We start from the raw sequence: 17,457 nt of genomic DNA on the forward strand, positions 1-17,457 counted from the left end.
CAGTATGGTAGCGTCTTTTTAACGATGTAAAGCGTAGGTATCACATTTAGCAATTTGCTGAAGTTGTATATATTCTGCTGTTGTTAACTGTGTTTGTTTACTAGCCTGTACATTTTCCTGCAATTGTTGAATAGAGCTTGCACCAGGTATAACAGCTGCAACAGTTTCGTTATGTAAGCAATATTGAATAGCTGTTCCTGTTAAAGAGCTTTCTTGGGTTATTTCTTTTACACTCGCGAGTGTCGTATATAATTCATCGTAAGAATAAGAAAGGTAATCCTTTTCTTTTACTCTTTCTATCTTTCTTGCATTTTTGTCAGTTAGAATTCCTTTTGCAAGTGGTCCACGAGCAATAATGCTAATTTGATGTTCATTGAGAAGTGGGAACCATTCTTCAGGGCGACGATTTAAAAGGCTGTATTCCATTAGTACACTAACGATATTTGAACGTTTGGCATACTCACGGATGACATTTGGACGTATAGAAGAAATACCGTAATGGCGAATGATACCCTCTTTTTTTAATTCTTCAAAGGCTTCAATTGTTTCATCTATCGGATCTTCAATCGTCCCGCCATGCAGTTGATACAAATCAATATAATCTGTTTGAAGTCTACGTAAACTCTCTTTTACTTCGGCCTTTATGTAAGCTTTAGAAGGGTCCCAAGACCAGCCGTTTTTTTCTTCTGTCCATCGATTTCCAACCTTTGTTGTAAGGACAATTTGATCTCGTTTTCCTTTCAGAGCTTTGCCGACAAATTCTTCATTTAATCCATAATCGTATAAGTCAGCTGTATCAAAAAAGTTAATTCCTAAATCGATAGCCTCATCGATAATACGCATAGCTTCAGCCTCAGATGTACCGAGAGACATACAGCCAAATCCAACTTCCGTAACATATAAATCTGAGTTTCCTAATTGACGTTTTTTCATAGGTCAACCTCCTTACCTTTATTGTACGCAAGGGAAAAGAGGTTGACAAACGTTTACTTTTTGCCCCGCATTAACTGCCCGTAAAAGCCCAATTGGTGTGGGCTAATAATCAGAGGGGATGCCCCCCTCTGATTAAAGTTTCACTTTATTTGCTGTAATCCACTCTTGTACAGTTGTATACTCTTTTCCGTATTGTTTTAGCTTATGACGAATTTGCCACGCTTTGCCGACTAAAGTGACGCGATTTGGTAAAATATAAACTTTCATTTCTATCACGCTCCTTTCAATGTGGTAAAATGTATGAAGAACGATTAGGAAATAGAACAGGGAGATGAAGTAGTATGAGTAATCTTGCAGAAAGAACAGTAAAAACTGAACCGATTTTTGATGGTAGAGTTATAAAAGTTCGTGTTGATGAAGTAGTATTACCAAATGGAGAAATGAGTAAACGTGAAATCGTAAATCACCCTGGGGCAGTTGCTATTATTGCTATTACTGATGAAGGGAAAATTGTACTTGTCGAGCAGTATCGTAAAGCTCTTGAAAAGGCAATTGTAGAAATCCCTGCTGGGAAATTAGAACCTGGAGAAAAGCCAGAAGTAACAGCAGTTCGTGAATTAGAAGAAGAAACAGGATATGTGTGTGAAAATATGGAGCTTATTACATCTTTTTATACATCACCTGGTTTTGCAGATGAGATTTTATATGTATATAAGGCGACAGGATTAAAACAAAAAGAAAATAAAGCAGCTTTAGATGAAGATGAATTTGTGGAGTTAATGGAAGTGTCATTAGAAGAAGCGATTGATCTTATGAAAGACCTTCGCATTCATGATGCGAAGACGATGTTCGCTGTGCAATATTTACAATTACAAAAATAAAACACTCGCCTTGGCGAGTGTTTTTTTAATTAATTTTTGCATATACACGTGCATCACGTAAGCTACCATCTGGTGCTAGGAAATCATTTTCCATAGTACCTTCTAAAATGAATTCTAGACGTTCTGCTAAGTTACATGCGTTCACGTTTGTTGCATCAGTACGAATTTCAATCCTTCTAGCACCTAGCTTATCAAAAGCGAATTGAATCGCACCTTTAACAGCTTCTGTCATGTAGCCTTGTTTTGTATAGGCGCTATGTAACCAGAAGTGAAGTGAAAACTTTGGAATGTCCCAGTTTTCAGGCTTAAGAGTAATAGCTCCGATGAATGTACCAGATACTTTATCGTATAAGTGAAAATCAAGTGTTTCACGAAGTAAAAACTGTCCGTGAGCTTCGCGAACAATTTCTTCCGCACTCTCTTCTGTTTCAGCTGTAATTGGCATCCACGGTAATAAATCTTCTAGAGAAGCTTGGATTGCTTCATATACTTCTGTACCGTCACCCGGAAACGGCTTACGTACTTGCAAGCGCTCAGTTTGAAATAACGTTGGAAAATCTAATAATAATGGTTTCAAGAGAAATCCCTCCTATTCTCTACTATTTAGTTTAGCAAAGTAGAGCGGAATTTCAATGTTAATTCGTCATACTTTTTTTCTTTCTTTCATACATTTTTAGTAAGAGTGTGAACGGAGGGAAGGAAAATGTGGCGAAAAACTTGGCAAGACCGTGTAATGTCTCACATGCAGGAAAACTCTTCATTATATATATTTAATGCTGTTTTATTATTGATGGGAGTAATATTTGGAGCGATTCTTGTGAATAGTTTACAAATAAACCAAAAGCAAGATTTATCATTTTATTTACAACGTTTTTTTGGACAAGTTTCTAAAGGAGAATTTGCTATCGCGGGCGAAATGTTTCGAGAAAGTTACTTTTCGCAATTAAAATACATCGGCTTTATTTGGATTTTAGGGATTTCGATTATTGGGTTACCACTCATTTTTATCTTATTATTTTTAAAAGGAGTAGTTGTTGGATTTACAGTAGGTTTTTTAGTAAGTCAGCACGGATGGAATGGATTATTGTTAGCGTTTGTGTCTGTATTGCCGCAAAATTTAATTATAATTCCTGTATTTCTCATTATGACAACAATTGCTGCAAGCTTTTCCTTACGCATGATTAGGCATCAGTTTATTAGGAAAATAACCGAGCCACTATTACCATTATTAATTCGTTATACATGCTTCTTTCTAGTGATCGGAGCGGTATTAGCTCTTGCTTCTAGTGTTGAGGCATATGCATCACCAGTTTTAATGAAAGAAGTCGTGGAGGCTATTAACAAACAATAAATACTTTTTGAGAATAATTATCAATTTGTTTTTATTGTTTTTCTTTTGACAGAAGCCCTTCTTCTGATATAATGGTGTAAGAGTGGCGAGGAGGGAGTAGTACCGAATGGAAGAAAGAATTGAACGAATTAAGAAACAATTACATGCAGCGAGCTATAAATTGACACCACAACGTGAAGCAACAGTTCGTGTGCTGCTAGAGAATGAAGAAGATCATTTAAGCGCAGAAGATGTATACCTCCTTGTAAAAGAAAAGTCGCCAGAGATCGGATTAGCAACCGTCTATCGAACTCTAGAGTTATTGTCTGAGTTAAAAGTTGTCGATAAGATTAACTTCGGAGACGGTGTTTCGCGCTATGACTTACGCCAAGAAGGTGCACAGCGTTTCCACCATCATTTAATCTGTACACAATGCGGTGCTGTACAAGAAATACAAGAAGATTTACTTGGTGAAGTGGAGAATAAAGTAGAACGAGACTGGAGCTTTAAGGTGAAAGATCATCGTTTAACATTCCATGGGATTTGTAAAAATTGTCAAGAAAATGAAACGGATGAAAAATAACCTTTTCCTATTTAACTAGGAAGAGGTTTTTTATTTGAATAAGGTATAAATTGGTGAAAGCTTGGCATATGTTGTAATAACTTATATTTTGGAGGAATTTACAATGCGCCGAGCTTTAAAATTAACTTTTGATGGGATGAAAGTATTTTTATTATTTACGAGTTGTACGATTTTGTTTTATTTCGCTATACTATGGATAAATGAAGAATATGAAAGTTACCATCGTTATGAAAAGCCAAAAGAAGAGACTGTAGAAAAAGTATCAGGGAATGAGGAGCCGGCAAAGGATGCTTTCGTAAATAGAATGATGTTTTTCTATGAAAATGGGGAGTAGTGTATATTGGAAGATCAATTAAAAGATTTTATTCATTATATGATTGTTGAAAAAGGGTTAGCAAAAAATACAGTTGTATCTTATGAACGTGATTTGAAAAGCTATGTGAAGTATTTGCAAAATGTAGAACAGACGAAGACATTTCATGAAGTGACGCGCATACACATTGTTAACTTCTTGCAGTATTTAAAAGAAAACGGAAAATCTTCAAAAACATTGGCACGTCATATTGCATCGATTCGTTCGTTTCACCAATTTTTACTTCGTGAACGAGCGGTGGAGCATGACCCATCGGTACATATTGAAACGCCGCAAGGGGAACGGAAATTACCAAAAGTATTATCGATTGACGAAGTAGAAGCATTACTACAGACTCCGAAAGCGGTGAGTGCTTTTGGGATTCGTGATAAGGCAATGTTGGAGTTATTGTATGCAACAGGACTTCGTGTTTCAGAATTAATTGCATTAAATTTAGAAGATGTACACTTAACTATGGGATTTGTCCGCTGCATAGGGAAAGGGAATAAAGAAAGAATTATTCCATTAGGAAGCTTAGCAACGGAAGCAATTCAAAAGTATATTGAAAAAGGAAGAAGAGAACTGATGGGTAAAAAAGCAGTAGATGCACTCTTTTTAAACCATCATGGTAATCGCTTATCAAGACAAGGATTTTGGAAAATTTTAAAACGATTAGCGAAAGAGGCAAATATTGAAAAAGAGCTTACACCGCATACTTTGCGCCACTCGTTTGCTACGCATTTATTAGAAAATGGGGCAGACTTACGTGCCGTGCAAGAGATGCTTGGACATGCAGATATTTCAACGACGCAAATTTATACGCACGTTTCAAAAGCTAGATTAAAAGATGTATATAAACAGTTTCACCCGAGAGCATAGCTACTATGCTCTTTTTTCATAGATTAAGAAGAGCAAACCGTTTCACAGAAACTTCACAAACATTTCGTATATTGTTTTCAGCAGAAGACTGGAATATTACAATGTATTTCCTCTATACTAAAGAAAGTATGAAGGAGGAAATGATGATGAAAAAACTTATTATGACGCTATTTATCGCGATGCTAGCATTGGCTGGCTGTAATACAAACAAAGAAGAACCGAAAAAAGAACAGAAACTTGAAGCTATAAAAGTAGCGGTTCAAACGAATCCGAAAGAAATTAAACCTGGTGAAAAAACAGAAGTACAAGCACTTGTTACACAAGGAAAAGAAAAAGTAACGGATGCTGATGATGTAAAGTTTGAGATTTGGAAAGATGGCGACGAGAAACACGAGATGTTAGATGGTAAGCATAAAGGAAAAGGTGTTTATGCAGTAGAGAAAACATTTGAAACTGATGGAGTATATCATATTATTCCTCATACAAATGCACGTGAAATGCATGTTATGCCAGAAACAAAAGTCGCTGTAGGAAATGCAAAAGTTGAAGATGCGAAAAAAGAAGAAGGTCATGGAGACCATAAAAGTGATACGATGATACACCTTATGGCTGGTGATATTAAAGCAAATGCTGAGTCAACAATGAAAGTTCATTTAAAACAAAAAGAAGAAGCATTAACTGGTGCTGAAGTACAACTTGAAATTTGGAAAGACGGCGTTGAAAAGCATGAATTTATTCCAGCAAAAGAGGGGAATAAAGGGGAATACGAAAGTAAGCATACTTTCAAAGAGAATGGTGCTTACAAAGTGAAAGTTCATGTAAGAAAAGGCGAACTACATGAACATAAAGAAGAAACAGTAGAAGTAAAATAAAAAGCAGCTCTTTAGAGCTGCTTTTTATTTTTATATTAGGAAATATGTTATAAAATAATTAGCACTTCTTCGCAGAATGGATTACAATAGAAGTGTGAATAAAATAAGAAATTCTACGAAAATGTATTAAAAAGAAAGCGTAAACATGTTATGATATCAATATCAGATGTCTGACATCTGACTTAGAAAAAACTAGAAATGTTTTTGAGTCGTTTCAAGTAAAACGAAATAGGTTAGAGAATGATTTAAAGAAGTACTGTTTGACAATGAGAACGAAAGAGAATTCTTATTGAATAACAGTTTCACTTTATAGCGTTTTGAACATACTACAAGAAGTAGAACTGAACTTATAGGAGGTTGCAGTTATGAATAAATATAAACGTATATTCCTAGTCGTAATGGACTCTGTAGGAATCGGTGAAGCACCTGATGCTGAACAATTTGGTGATTTAGGTTCTGACACAATTGGTCACATTGCTGAACATATGAATGGATTACAAATGCCAAACATGGTGAAATTAGGTCTTGGTAACATTCGTGAAATGAAAGGTATCTCAAAAGTAGAAAAGCCACTTGGATATTATACAAAAATGCAAGAGAAATCTACCGGTAAAGATACAATGACAGGTCACTGGGAAATTATGGGACTTTACATTGATACACCATTCCAAGTATTCCCTGAAGGATTCCCGAAAGAATTACTTGATGAATTAGAAGAAAAAACAGGCCGTAAAATTATCGGTAATAAGCCAGCTTCTGGAACAGAAATTCTTGATGAGCTTGGTCAAGAGCAAATGGAAACAGGCTCTTTAATCGTTTACACTTCTGCTGATAGTGTATTACAAATTGCAGCACACGAAGAAGTAGTGCCACTTGATGAGTTATATAAAATTTGTAAAATTGCCCGTGAACTAACGTTAGATGAGAAGTACATGGTAGGACGTGTTATCGCTCGTCCATTCGTTGGAGAACCAGGGAAATTCACACGTACACCAAATCGTCATGACTATGCATTAAAACCATTTGGTCGCACAGTAATGAATGAATTAAAAGATAGTGACTACGATGTTATTGCTATCGGTAAAATTTCTGATATTTATGATGGCGAAGGGGTAACGGAATCACTTCGTACGAAGTCTAACATGGATGGAATGGATAAGCTTGTAGATACATTAAACATGGACTTTACAGGTCTTAGCTTCTTAAACTTAGTTGACTTTGATGCATTATTCGGTCACCGTCGTGATCCACAAGGATATGGGGAAGCTCTGCAAGAATATGATGCACGTCTTCCAGAAGTATTCGAAAAACTTAAAGAAGATGATTTATTATTAATTACAGCAGACCATGGTAATGATCCAGTACATCCTGGTACTGATCATACACGTGAATATGTACCGTTATTAGCATATAGCCCAAGCATGAAAGAAGGCGGACAAGAATTAGCACTTCGTCAAACATTTGCTGATATTGGTGCAACTGTAGCAGAAAACTTCGGTGTGAAAATGCCAGAATACGGAACAAGCTTCTTAAATGAGCTAAAGAAATAGGGGGATAAACAAATGAATCGTGAACTTATTACAAAATCAGCTTCATACTTAAAAGAGAAATTTCAAGAAACACCACAAGTAGGACTAATCCTTGGATCTGGACTAGGTGTATTAGCAGATGAAATCGAAAATGCGGTAACAGTGCCTTACAGCGAAATTCCTGAATTCCCAGTATCAACTGTAGAAGGACATGCAGGTCAACTAGTATTTGGTACACTTCAAGGTGTACCTGTAGTAGCTATGCAAGGACGTTTCCATTTCTACGAAGGATATGACATGCAAAAAGTAACATTCCCAGTTCGTGTTATGAAAGAGCTAGGTGTAGAAACTGTTGTTGTAACGAACGCAGCTGGTGGTGTAAATACATCATTCGAGCCAGGTGACCTTATGTTAATTTCAGACCACATTAACTTCATGGGTACGAATCCATTAATCGGACCAAATGATTCTGAAATGGGTGTACGTTTCCCTGATATGTCTACATCATACACGCCAGAACTTCGCGAAATGGCGAAACAAGTTGCAGCAGAATTAAACATTAAAGTACAAGAAGGTGTATACGTTGGAATGACAGGTCCTGTATATGAAACACCTGCTGAAATTCGTATGCTTCGTACACTTGGCGGAGATGCAGTTGGTATGTCAACAGTACCTGAAGTAATTGTAGCTCGTCATGCTGGTATGAAAGTACTTGGTATTTCTTGTATTTCAAATATGGCAGCTGGTATTTTAGATCAGCCACTTCACCATGATGAAGTAATTGAAACGACAGAACGTGTTAAAGCAAACTTCTTAGCATTAGTAAAAGCAATCGTAAAACAAATGAAGGGGTGACTTCACAATGAGAATGGTGGACCTAATTGCAAAAAAACGTGATGGACAAGCATTAACGACAGAAGAGATTAACTTTATCGTTGAAGGATACACAAAAGGGGATATTCCTGATTATCAAGTAAGTTCACTTGCAATGGCAATTTTCTTCCAAGATATGAATGATCAAGAACGTGCGGATTTAACGATGGCAATGGTAAATAGCGGTGATACAATTGATTTATCAGCCATTGAAGGGATAAAAGTAGATAAGCATTCAACAGGTGGTGTTGGTGATACAACGACACTTGTATTAGGTCCATTAGTAGCTGCTTTAGGTGTACCAGTAGCGAAAATGTCTGGACGTGGTTTAGGACATACTGGTGGTACAATTGATAAATTAGAAGCAGTTCCAGGATTCCATGTGGAAATTGAAAATGATGAATTCATGCGTCTTGTAAATGAAAATAAAATTGCTGTTATCGGTCAAAGTGGAAACTTAACACCCGCTGATAAAAAATTGTATGCACTTCGTGATGTAACGGCAACAGTAAACTCAATTCCGCTTATTGCAAGCTCGATTATGAGTAAAAAAATTGCTGCTGGTGCAGATGCAATTGTTCTTGATGTAAAAACTGGAGCAGGAGCATTTATGAAAACGGATGAAGATGCAAAGCGTTTAGCTGAAGCAATGGTACGCATCGGTAATAACGTTGGTCGTAATACGATGGCGGTTATTTCTGATATGAGTCAGCCGCTTGGTGAAGCAATTGGTAACGCATTAGAAGTACAAGAAGCAATTGATACATTACAAGGTAAAGGACCGAAAGATTTAGAAGAGTTATGTTTAACGCTTGGAAGTCAGATGGTGTACCTTGCTGGACAAGCTTCATCTTTAGAAGATGCGCGTGAAAAGTTAATTGAAGTAATGAACAATGGTAAAGCGCTAGAATCATTTAAAACGTTCTTATCAGCGCAAGGCGGCGATGCATCTGTTGTTGATGATCCTTCTAAATTGCCACAAGCACAATTTAAAATTGAAGTGGAAGCGAAAGAAGACGGTTACGTATCGGAAATCGTTGCAGATGAAATCGGAACAGCAGCAATGCTTTTAGGAGCAGGACGTGCAACGAAAGAGTCTGAAATTGATTTGGCAGTTGGTCTAATGCTTCGTAAAAAAGTAGGCGATAGCGTGAAAAAAGGTGACTCTCTTGTTACAATTTACGCAAACCGCGAAAATGTTGAAGATGTAAAAGCGAAAATTTATGAGAACATGAAAATCGCTAAAGACCACGTAGATGCACCAACTTTAGTACACGGTATTGTAACGAAGTAATAAAAAAAAGCTGAGGAGATTTCTCCTTGGCTTTTTTTACTATTTTTTGTTTATAATAATAATGGGTGAAATTATGATTAGAATTTGTGCAATAACGAAAAAAAATGAAGTTTTATATGATGTTTCGCTGGAAGACACGAAAAAAGAAAACATCGTATGGTATTGGCTTGATTTATATAAGCCGACGAAAGAGGAGTATACATATATTTTACAAGATCACTTCAAGTTCCATCCCCTTGCGATTGAAGATTGTGTAGAGTATGTACAGAGGCCAAAGGTAGATTTTTATGATGGATATAACTTTTTAGTTCTCCATGCATTCGGAGAAGACGGATTAGAACCGCATGAAATCGATTTATTTGTTAGTGATCGATATATAGTTTCTTTCCACTTCTCTCATAATAATGCGATTGAAAGAGTATGGAAAACGCTCGGTGAGAAAAAACGTATTAAGAAGAGTCCTTTACATGTAGCACATACAATTATTGACCAAATTGTAGATGATTATTTCGCACCTGTTTATTACATTGAAGACCATTTAAATGCAATTGATGATAATTTAACGGGTGAGACAGCAGGAAGCGTGCTAGAAGAAGTATTTGATATTCGTGCAGATTTATCTAAGTTAAGGCGTACGATTATTCCGATGCGTGATTTATTGTATCGTATTTTAAATTCAACTCGTTTTTACGGTATAAGCGATCATGAAATTTACTTTAAAGATATACATGATCATTTGCTTAAACTGACTGAGATGATTGAAGCAAGCCGTGAATTAACAGCAGATATTCGAGATAGTTATTTTTCATTGAATTCCCACCATATGAACAATATTATGAAAACATTAACTGTTTTCTCAACTATTTTCATGCCGTTAACATTTATTGCAGGGGTATACGGCATGAACTTTTCGCATATGCCAGAGCTTGGCGGGAAGTATAGTTACTTTATTTGTCTATTAATTATGGCGTTAATTGGCGGGGGCATGATGGCATGGTTTTATAAAAAAGGTTGGTTTAAGTAAAAAAACACCGAGGATTTCCTCGGTGTTTTTTACTAGCCAATAGCGTGTAATACGAACATGGCTAAGAATAAGCATGTAATGATATACATGGACGGTGCGACTTCTTTACGCTTTCCAAGAGCAACTTTCAAGATAGGATAAGCAATAAATCCGAACGCAATGCCATCAGCGATACTATATGTGAGCGGAATCATAACGATAATTAAAAACGCTGGAAATCCTTCTGAAAAGTCGTTCAGAGGAATTTGTTGAATGCTTGTAATCATCAGGCCGCCAATAATAATTAAGATTGGTGCAATGGCACTATCAGGAATTAGTTTGACAAACGGAAGCGCAAACAGTGACGCGAAGAATAACAACCCTGTAACGATAGACGTCAGACCTGTTTTTCCGCCTGCAGTAATACCTGCGGCACTCTCTACTGTTGAAACGGTAGGGCTTGTGCCAAATAGACCACATGTCATTGCTGAAATTGCATTTGCTTGGTAAGCACGTGGGAATTTACGGTCATCTTCTAATAAACCGTGCAGTAGTCCCATGTTCTCAAAAATAAGCACCATGCTTAAGGAGAATGTTGCAATCCAAAATGGTAAGGAAGAAAGTTTCCCGAATGACATAGCTCCAAACACATCGCCGTAATTAGCGAATGAAAATGAACTATTTCCCACTTGACTCGTATCAACAAGGCCAAATAGCCATGCAATACCAGTTCCAATTGCAATCGTCCATAAAAAGTTTCCACGTACGTTACGCACAAATAGCACAAGTGCCACAATAAGAGTAAGTAGTGTTGCAAGAACGACAGGACTACTTAATTTCCCCATTGCAACAGCAGTATTAGGATGCGAAACGACTAAACCACCTTTTTGCAAGCCGATGAAAGCTAAAAATAAACCGATACCGACAGTGATCGCTTCCTTTAATGACTTTGGAATCGATACCGAAAGCACGCGAGCAATCGGTGTAAAAGCAGCAATTGCAAAAATAATACCGGCGATAAAAACAGCTGCTAATGCTTCTTGCCAAGCTAGACCGAGCGTGTGCACAGCAGTGTACGTGAAGAATGCATTTACACCCATACCTGGGACAAGAATAGCAGGTGCATTTGCCCAAAATGCCATAAGTAGACATCCGACAAATGAACTAAAAACAGTTGCTAAAATTCCAGCTTCAAGAGGAATGCCGGCATCTGATAAGATTGACGCATTTACAATCATAATATAAACGATCGTGAAAAATGACGTAACTCCAGCTAAAACTTCTTGTTTTGGTGATGTTTGGTGTAAGTCTAATTTAAATGTTCTTTCAAGTATTCCTTTCATGTTAAACCTTCTTTTTCATATCCCTCTCCCACCCGTGATATCTCTTATATAAGAGCTCACCGTCCTTTATTATATCAGAACATCATGTTTTTACAACAACGAAAATGATAACGTTTACTTATAAACGAAATTATTTATAAATACGTAAAAATGGCTCGTATGGTTGAAATGATTTCTAGTTCTCCAGATTGAATGGGCGGGGCTGCTTGTGCATGTAAAGTAGCATAGGATGCAACCTCCCGTGGTAATTGGGCAGATTCTTCAACGAGTGAGAGGGGAACAGGATTAATGTTTAAATTGTATGTACTCGCAATAGCGCGAGCTTTTTCTACTGCTTGGTGTAGAGCCTGAATGAGAGCTTGCTCATAATATTTATTTGGATGAGATATTCGAAAACGTAACCCTTTTGCAACGTTTGCACCATTCGAAACGGCTATATCATATACTTCCCCTGCTTTTTGCACATTTAAAACGGTAATTTCATACAAATGCTCCACACGGTAGCCTTGTAGTAAGGCTTTATCATTTACATATTCGTATTGAGGGGTAATCGTATAGGAAATGGTTTCTATATCTTTATCGGCAATACCTAGCTGTTTGAGTGCATCAAGCAATTGTTTCGATTGCACTGCATTTTCTTCTTGCGCTTGTTTTACATTTTTACTATCTGTTCGAATGCCTAGTGTTAATATAACAACATTTGGTTTGGCTTTTATAATGCCTTCTCCTTGTACAGTAATAGTAGCTTCTTTACCAGTATTTGTCGTACGGATATTATGTAAATACGGATTCATTCCACTTTGCATTTATGCTCACCATCCTTTTTTACATGTATATGTGTGAACAAAAAAGAAAATCGTATGAAAAAAGTTACATAAATGAGAATGTTAAGGGAAGAAAGCATATACAACATAGGTATTTATAGATTATAATATGTGTAAATATGATAAAAAAGGGACGAGGCTAGTGAACGAAAATAGAGAAACACTGATTTTAGATTTATCTGCATCATTTCGAAAGATGATACGTTTATTACAAAATGATATTAATACACGTTTTTCAGAGCATATGCCATATAATGAATTCTCTGTATTACGTGCGTTATTTTTGAAAAGTCCACAGATGGCTTCGCAAATTGCGAGTGAAGTAAACGTAACCTCCAGTCATATTACAGCTGTAACAGATCGTCTCGTGCGAAAAGGGTTTGTTGAAAGAAAGAGATCAAATTCAGACCGTCGTATCGTATACTTAGAAATTACAGAAAACGGACGAGAAGTAACTGAAAAACTTGAAGCTGTGCGTAAAGAATATTATAAAGAGAGATTTAAAGGTTGGAGCGACCAAGAGATAGAAATGGTTTTAGAACTATTTGGCCGCGTCTTATAATAAATGAGGATAGGAAGCGAGGGCTTTCCTATCCTTTTTCTTTTGAATAAAAATATTTTGAAACTCCGATACTTTAATTAAAAAGAATCGGAGGAAAGATTATGAAATATATTGCTGGACTTACCATTTTATTTGGGAGTTTTTTTTGTTTTAATACATTCTTATACGCGGATACTCCTATCCAAGTGGTGCAAAAAGAAGTGAAGTATATTGAAAACGATAATACGATCCTATATTCGAAATTATGGGTTCGTTCTATGCAAAATGCAGTATTATTTCATCATAGTGATAACATTCGTAATCAGGACACATTGCGTAATGTAACAAGTTCATCGCTCGTGAAAGCGAAGCACTTGCCATTTAAGAAAGCATCAATGTACATTCCAAGATTATCGCAATACGTATCAAAAGCAGGAAAAGAAAACATTCAAGTGTACTACATTGCGGTGCACTATAATGTGAAAAGAGAAAATGCATATCAGTTAAATGGCATGAACTATTTTTTGCAAGTATTTGTGAAAGAGCGCGGCGAATGGAAAATTGCTGAAAGTGTAGTCGCGCCGACAGAGCAAATTGTGCAAAATGGTGATGGATTTGGGATGAAAGAAGAGATGGTGTATGGGGATAGGAGAGAGAATGTGAAATAGCCTCCTTTTGAAGGAGGCTATTTATTAGAAAATTACATTTTACTATTTTACTCCCAAAGAAATCCTTTTCTTTAATAAGCGTGATAACACGACATAGCAAATTAGACCAATTACACCAAAGCCAATATAATAACCAATAATTGATTGTGTTCCTCCTACTATGCGACCTCCAAATAGGGCGAAACAAAATACAGTACATGCTATAAAAGGCTTGTGGAGCTTTGAGAATAAAAGCAACTTACCGTTTTGTTCGTTAGGCGATTGTGTATATAAATAGGTACCTAAAGGTAATAAGATAAGTATATACATAATTGGACTTAATAAGTTCCAAGCAGAGGGTATTTTTGAAAAATTAGGTTCGTTTAATCGTTTACCGTTTTTATCTGTGTAAGCTGATTGTGGATCGTAATCAAATCTAATCTCTAAGTCCTCGATAGGTGAAAGTATATTTATATGTGATGAAACTGATACGTATTGATTTTCAATTTCGTAAGTTTTCTCGTGAGTTCCGTACAGGTGAACTGAAATAAAACCAGCCAAAAGTAATGCCAATCCGTATGGTAAAATAAGCATAATACTAGTGAATATACTTTGAGAAAGTATATTAGCAGTTATTGTTCCCATAAATAATGTCAAAGTATAAATAGCAATTAATACAATGACTGTATAAAGAAAATAAGAATGAAATGGTGAAAATAACTGGTATTTGTCATGAAAGGTCGTCTTTTTTAAAATTGCGAAAAGTCCCCAATTTATTGCATAGACAGCAATAATATTAAGTACCCCTAATAACCATTTTGTAAGATATATATATCTTCGCTTAAAAGGCAGCGACCATAAAGAATCCATGGTTTTGTTATGGCGTTCCCAACCAATCAGCACACATGCTAACGCAATAATTACAATTCCCTGCATGAATAAATGGTCTTCAGGACTAAGGAAATATTGATAATGATAATTAACTTTTTCCGTGATAGTTTGTGAAAAATGAAAGGATTTTGCAGCATCTACATAATATTTATAAGATAGTGTATAGAAGCTAGTAATCCAAAAAAGCCAAATGAAATATTTTCCTTGTTTATAGCTTTGTAACCATAATGCTTTTTGAAACATAGGGTCTCTCCTTTATAAAACTTTATAATTTGTAAGGCGTGAAAGTGCAAAATAGCTGAGGGTTCCAAATAAAATTAGCCCAAAATAATAGCTAAATATCAAATCAGAATTGTGTAACATGCTCCCACCTATTAAAGCAAAATAGAAAGTTGTCCCAACAATCCATAGTTTTTGTTTCGTTTGAAATGAAAATACCTTTTTATTATTTTCATTAGGTGAATGCTTATATAAAATAACCCCCAGTAATAAGGAACATATTGTATATAGAATGGGTACTAGTAATATTTTAGGAGAACTATAATCATAGAATACAGGTCCTTCCTTTTTAGTTGGTTGGTTCCTCATATCATAATTATATCGAATATGAAAATTTTTTATGGGAGCAAGAATTTCTGTTTGCTGGTTTAAATGAAAGATTGCTTCATATTTATTTGAAGAATCTTCTGTATCCATATTTAAATGTGCATTATAAAAAGAGAAGAGCAAAGAAAGAATTCCAAACCCTTTAATTAAATATAAAGCACAGAAGGTACCTTGAGAAATGATACTTCCTGTAAAAGTTCCGATACATAAAGCTGTAGTATAGAGAGCGATATAAGTAATTATTGCATAGAAAAAATATCTATGGAAAAAGTTGAATGATTGAAATTCAAAGTGAATTGTCGTTCTATATACAAGGTACATTAGAGCCCAGCATAGTAAAAGACATGTAACAATGTGAATAATGCCAAATAACCATTTCGAAAAAAAGATGGTGCTACGTTTAAAAGGCATTACCATTAAAGAATCACTCAACTTCAAATTGCTACGTTCCCATCCAATCATTAAGCAAGCTAGTGCAATGATAGAGAGAATAATGATGGAATTGTAATCTGAGAAGTAATAGTCGTAATAAAACTCTCCTGTTGGGTTATATTTATAGAAAAAATCCATCTGGGTTTGGGATGCCTTATAGTATTTATAAGGGAAAACATACATAGATACTAAAAACATTATTAATACAGCATATTTCCCGCGTTTCCAATTCCACATCCACAACGCCTTATGAAACATACCCATCCTCCTCCAGTGTCGTAACGAAGACATCTTCAAGTGACATTGTTAATTCTTCAATGAGTATAGGTTGCTCTTTATAAAACTTCTCCAGTGTTGTAGCTACATTTCCCTCAATTAAGATCGTATATACTTTTCCCGTTTGGTTTAATATTTTAATATTGCTTAAGTTTTCTAGTTTTTGAGGTAGTGATCGTTCGTAAGCAACTTGGACTTTAGCAAATCGTGATTTTGCATCATCTAGTGATGTAATAGAATCTACTGTATGTCCTTTTAAAATAATGATTGTATCGGCAATTTTTTCAACTTCATCTAAATGGTGAGTAGAGATGAAAATTGTAATTTCTTTTTCTGCTACTTCTTCAACAAGAAATTGTAGAATCTGTCTTTTAACGATAGGATCAAGTCCATTTGTCGGTTCATCTAAAATGATATATTCTGCTTTTGCAGCGAAAGCTAAAATGATCGCAAGCAGTGCTTTCATTCCTTTTGAGTAACTACGAATACGTTTGTTTGGTAAATTGAACCGCTCTAATAATTCGTAGAAATACTGTTCATCAAATGCTGTATAAACAGCTTTATAAAACTTTACAATTTCTTTCACTGTATATCCGTTCAGTATGTTAGTAGAATCCGGAACATATACGATTTTTTGCTTCATTTCAGGATGCTTATGAATATCCGTATCCTCATATGTAACTGTTCCTGCATCAGGGTCTAAAATGCCGACCATCGTTCGTAATAAAGTTGTTTTCCCCGCACCGTTTCTTCCGAGTAATCCGACGATACTACCTTTTTGTAATGTGAAAGAAACATCGTCTAAAATCGTTTGATTATCAATTGTTTTCTTCAAGCTTGTCACTTTCAACATCTGTATTTCCTCCAATCTCTTTGTAGTATGAATCTATCCAATCGTGAATTTTATCTTTCGTAACCCCGAGATAAGAGGCTTCTAATAGTAATTGATGAAACTGCTTTTCAACCATAGCGATTTTCCTTTCGTCTAATGTTGGGGTAATCGATTGGGATACAAATGTTCCTTTTCCTCGCAATGTTTCAATAATCCCTTGGCGTTCTAACTCTTGGTACGCTTTACTAACTGTATTTGGATTTATAACGAGTAAAGAAGCGAGCTCGCGCACAGAAGGAAGCTTATCACTTGGAGCTAATATGTTTTTTAATACGAGTTCTTTTATACTTTGAACAATTTGTTCCCATATCGGAGTGTTGCTTCTTGGATCAAGTTGAATATGCAAGAGCAATGTCTCCTTCCTGTTATGTATTAAGTGTACTAATGTGTGTAATACACTTAATACAATATAGGCGATAAATGTATTTGTCAACTGAAAAATGATAGAAAAATATGGTATTAAAAAATGAAAAATT

At 35.7% G+C, this 17,457-nt stretch carries 21 protein-coding genes; 12 read left to right on the forward strand and 9 right to left on the reverse strand.

What is annotated here, in order from left to right; all coding sequences use genetic code 11:
* Positions 1–18: 18 nt before the first annotated feature.
* Both lolS and mciZ read right to left on the reverse strand, forming a co-directional pair.
* A complete protein-coding gene (gene lolS / locus Q3V31_RS06670) occupies positions 19–933 on the reverse strand; it encodes an aldo/keto reductase (RefSeq protein WP_000747238.1) in 915 nt (304 codons plus the stop codon).
* A 132-nt stretch (positions 934–1,065) separates the two neighbouring features.
* The gene (mciZ, locus tag Q3V31_RS06675; protein ID WP_000870297.1) at positions 1,066–1,200 is read right to left on the reverse strand and encodes a Z-ring formation inhibitor MciZ; all 135 of its coding nucleotides are present in this window, start codon (positions 1,198–1,200) and stop codon (positions 1,066–1,068) included.
* A 74-nt stretch (positions 1,201–1,274) separates the two neighbouring features.
* Between mciZ and Q3V31_RS06680 the strand changes: the two genes are divergently transcribed.
* Positions 1,275–1,814: an NUDIX hydrolase gene (locus Q3V31_RS06680; RefSeq protein ID WP_000067049.1), complete on the forward strand. Its 540-nt coding sequence runs from the start codon at positions 1,275–1,277 to the stop codon at positions 1,812–1,814.
* A gap of 25 nt (positions 1,815–1,839) precedes the next feature.
* Here the strand turns inward: Q3V31_RS06680 and Q3V31_RS06685 are convergent, their stop codons facing one another.
* The gene (locus tag Q3V31_RS06685; RefSeq protein WP_000803499.1) at positions 1,840–2,391 is read right to left on the reverse strand and encodes a GNAT family N-acetyltransferase; all 552 of its coding nucleotides are present in this window, start codon (positions 2,389–2,391) and stop codon (positions 1,840–1,842) included.
* A 126-nt stretch (positions 2,392–2,517) separates the two neighbouring features.
* Between Q3V31_RS06685 and spoIIM the strand changes: the two genes are divergently transcribed.
* From spoIIM to corA, 9 genes are all read left to right on the forward strand, one after another.
* Positions 2,518–3,165: a stage II sporulation protein M gene (spoIIM, locus tag Q3V31_RS06690; RefSeq protein WP_016130224.1), complete on the forward strand. Its 648-nt coding sequence runs from the start codon at positions 2,518–2,520 to the stop codon at positions 3,163–3,165.
* Between the two features lie 106 nt (positions 3,166–3,271).
* Complete coding sequence (gene fur, locus Q3V31_RS06695; RefSeq protein WP_000392654.1) at positions 3,272–3,727, forward strand: ferric iron uptake transcriptional regulator; 456 nt, start codon at positions 3,272–3,274, stop codon at positions 3,725–3,727.
* 103 nt (positions 3,728–3,830) lie between these two features.
* On the forward strand, positions 3,831–4,061 hold the full coding sequence (locus Q3V31_RS06700) for a YqzK family protein (RefSeq protein WP_001250436.1): 231 nt from the start codon (positions 3,831–3,833) through the stop codon (positions 4,059–4,061).
* A 6-nt stretch (positions 4,062–4,067) separates the two neighbouring features.
* Entirely contained in the window at positions 4,068–4,958 is an 891-nt protein-coding gene (gene xerD / locus Q3V31_RS06705) for a site-specific tyrosine recombinase XerD (protein WP_000390077.1), read from the forward strand.
* 143 nt (positions 4,959–5,101) lie between these two features.
* Entirely contained in the window at positions 5,102–5,830 is a 729-nt protein-coding gene (locus tag Q3V31_RS06710; protein ID WP_033656790.1) for a FixH family protein, read from the forward strand.
* A gap of 365 nt (positions 5,831–6,195) precedes the next feature.
* Complete coding sequence (gene deoB / locus Q3V31_RS06715) at positions 6,196–7,380, forward strand: phosphopentomutase (RefSeq protein ID WP_001046076.1); 1,185 nt, start codon at positions 6,196–6,198, stop codon at positions 7,378–7,380.
* A gap of 12 nt (positions 7,381–7,392) precedes the next feature.
* Positions 7,393–8,214, forward strand: a complete 822-nt coding sequence (locus tag Q3V31_RS06720) for a purine-nucleoside phosphorylase (protein ID WP_098665368.1) — start codon at positions 7,393–7,395, stop codon at positions 8,212–8,214.
* Positions 8,215–8,221: 7 nt separating this feature from the next.
* Complete coding sequence (locus Q3V31_RS06725) at positions 8,222–9,526, forward strand: pyrimidine-nucleoside phosphorylase (protein ID WP_016130222.1); 1,305 nt, start codon at positions 8,222–8,224, stop codon at positions 9,524–9,526.
* Between the two features lie 61 nt (positions 9,527–9,587).
* Positions 9,588–10,550, forward strand: a complete 963-nt coding sequence (gene corA, locus Q3V31_RS06730; protein ID WP_002094422.1) for a magnesium/cobalt transporter CorA — start codon at positions 9,588–9,590, stop codon at positions 10,548–10,550.
* Positions 10,551–10,582: 32 nt separating this feature from the next.
* Here corA and Q3V31_RS06735 read toward each other — a convergent pair whose 3' ends face one another.
* Together Q3V31_RS06735 and Q3V31_RS06740 are read right to left on the reverse strand one after the other, a co-directional pair.
* Positions 10,583–11,872, reverse strand: a complete 1,290-nt coding sequence (locus Q3V31_RS06735) for an NCS2 family permease (protein ID WP_000676230.1) — start codon at positions 11,870–11,872, stop codon at positions 10,583–10,585.
* A gap of 134 nt (positions 11,873–12,006) precedes the next feature.
* Entirely contained in the window at positions 12,007–12,678 is a 672-nt protein-coding gene (locus Q3V31_RS06740) for an SIMPL domain-containing protein (protein ID WP_001190569.1), read from the reverse strand.
* A 160-nt stretch (positions 12,679–12,838) separates the two neighbouring features.
* On the opposite strand from Q3V31_RS06740, the gene Q3V31_RS06745 reads away from it, so the two are divergent.
* The gene (locus Q3V31_RS06745) at positions 12,839–13,258 is read left to right on the forward strand and encodes a MarR family winged helix-turn-helix transcriptional regulator (protein ID WP_001004995.1); all 420 of its coding nucleotides are present in this window, start codon (positions 12,839–12,841) and stop codon (positions 13,256–13,258) included.
* 101 nt (positions 13,259–13,359) lie between these two features.
* Positions 13,360–13,905 carry a hypothetical protein gene (locus tag Q3V31_RS06750; RefSeq protein WP_016130220.1) on the forward strand — a complete coding sequence of 182 codons (546 nt, stop codon included), beginning with the start codon at positions 13,360–13,362 and terminating at the stop codon, positions 13,903–13,905.
* Between the two features lie 42 nt (positions 13,906–13,947).
* Here Q3V31_RS06750 and Q3V31_RS06755 read toward each other — a convergent pair whose 3' ends face one another.
* The 4 genes from Q3V31_RS06755 to Q3V31_RS06770 are packed head-to-tail and all read right to left on the reverse strand — an operon-like array spanning position 13,948 to position 17,327.
* The gene (locus Q3V31_RS06755) at positions 13,948–15,018 is read right to left on the reverse strand and encodes an ABC transporter permease subunit (protein ID WP_000486519.1); all 1,071 of its coding nucleotides are present in this window, start codon (positions 15,016–15,018) and stop codon (positions 13,948–13,950) included.
* 12 nt (positions 15,019–15,030) lie between these two features.
* The gene (locus Q3V31_RS06760) at positions 15,031–16,071 is read right to left on the reverse strand and encodes a hypothetical protein (RefSeq protein WP_000468532.1); all 1,041 of its coding nucleotides are present in this window, start codon (positions 16,069–16,071) and stop codon (positions 15,031–15,033) included.
* Positions 16,061–16,942 carry an ABC transporter ATP-binding protein gene (locus Q3V31_RS06765; RefSeq protein ID WP_000922135.1) on the reverse strand — a complete coding sequence of 294 codons (882 nt, stop codon included), beginning with the start codon at positions 16,940–16,942 and terminating at the stop codon, positions 16,061–16,063. Before Q3V31_RS06765 ends, Q3V31_RS06760 begins: the two co-directional genes overlap by 11 nt.
* Positions 16,908–17,327: a GntR family transcriptional regulator gene (locus Q3V31_RS06770; RefSeq protein WP_000548048.1), complete on the reverse strand. Its 420-nt coding sequence runs from the start codon at positions 17,325–17,327 to the stop codon at positions 16,908–16,910. The genes Q3V31_RS06765 and Q3V31_RS06770 overlap by 35 nt, the downstream gene beginning before the upstream one ends.
* Positions 17,328–17,457: the final 130 nt, after the last annotated feature.

It is taken from the genome of Bacillus nitratireducens (assembly GCF_036320425.1).
In the GTDB taxonomy this organism is placed as follows: domain Bacteria; phylum Bacillota; class Bacilli; order Bacillales; family Bacillaceae_G; genus Bacillus_A; species Bacillus_A nitratireducens.

What these genes read in the sequence shown, in the direction of transcription:
- Q3V31_RS06680 (WP_000067049.1), top strand. Translation starts at nt 1,275, where the DNA reads ATGAGTAATCTTGCAGAAAGAACAGTAAAAACTGAACCGATTTTTGAT.
- Q3V31_RS06700 (WP_001250436.1), top strand. Translation starts at nt 3,831, where the DNA reads ATGCGCCGAGCTTTAAAATTAACTTTTGATGGGATGAAAGTATTTTTA.
- Q3V31_RS06760 (WP_000468532.1), bottom strand. Translation starts at nt 16,071, where the DNA reads ATGTTTCATAAGGCGTTGTGGATGTGGAATTGGAAACGCGGGAAATAT.
- Q3V31_RS06725 (WP_016130222.1), top strand. Translation starts at nt 8,222, where the DNA reads ATGAGAATGGTGGACCTAATTGCAAAAAAACGTGATGGACAAGCATTA.
- Q3V31_RS06720 (WP_098665368.1), top strand. Translation starts at nt 7,393, where the DNA reads ATGAATCGTGAACTTATTACAAAATCAGCTTCATACTTAAAAGAGAAA.
- Q3V31_RS06710 (WP_033656790.1), top strand. Translation starts at nt 5,102, where the DNA reads ATGATGAAAAAACTTATTATGACGCTATTTATCGCGATGCTAGCATTG.
- deoB (WP_001046076.1), top strand. Translation starts at nt 6,196, where the DNA reads ATGAATAAATATAAACGTATATTCCTAGTCGTAATGGACTCTGTAGGA.
- Q3V31_RS06755 (WP_000486519.1), bottom strand. Translation starts at nt 15,018, where the DNA reads ATGTTTCAAAAAGCATTATGGTTACAAAGCTATAAACAAGGAAAATAT.
- Q3V31_RS06735 (WP_000676230.1), bottom strand. Translation starts at nt 11,872, where the DNA reads ATGAAAGGAATACTTGAAAGAACATTTAAATTAGACTTACACCAAACA.
- Q3V31_RS06750 (WP_016130220.1), top strand. Translation starts at nt 13,360, where the DNA reads ATGAAATATATTGCTGGACTTACCATTTTATTTGGGAGTTTTTTTTGT.
- fur (WP_000392654.1), top strand. Translation starts at nt 3,272, where the DNA reads ATGGAAGAAAGAATTGAACGAATTAAGAAACAATTACATGCAGCGAGC.
- spoIIM (WP_016130224.1), top strand. Translation starts at nt 2,518, where the DNA reads ATGTGGCGAAAAACTTGGCAAGACCGTGTAATGTCTCACATGCAGGAA.
- mciZ (WP_000870297.1), bottom strand. Translation starts at nt 1,200, where the DNA reads ATGAAAGTTTATATTTTACCAAATCGCGTCACTTTAGTCGGCAAAGCG.
- Q3V31_RS06765 (WP_000922135.1), bottom strand. Translation starts at nt 16,942, where the DNA reads ATGTTGAAAGTGACAAGCTTGAAGAAAACAATTGATAATCAAACGATT.
- lolS (WP_000747238.1), bottom strand. Translation starts at nt 933, where the DNA reads ATGAAAAAACGTCAATTAGGAAACTCAGATTTATATGTTACGGAAGTT.
- corA (WP_002094422.1), top strand. Translation starts at nt 9,588, where the DNA reads ATGGGTGAAATTATGATTAGAATTTGTGCAATAACGAAAAAAAATGAA.
- Q3V31_RS06740 (WP_001190569.1), bottom strand. Translation starts at nt 12,678, where the DNA reads ATGCAAAGTGGAATGAATCCGTATTTACATAATATCCGTACGACAAAT.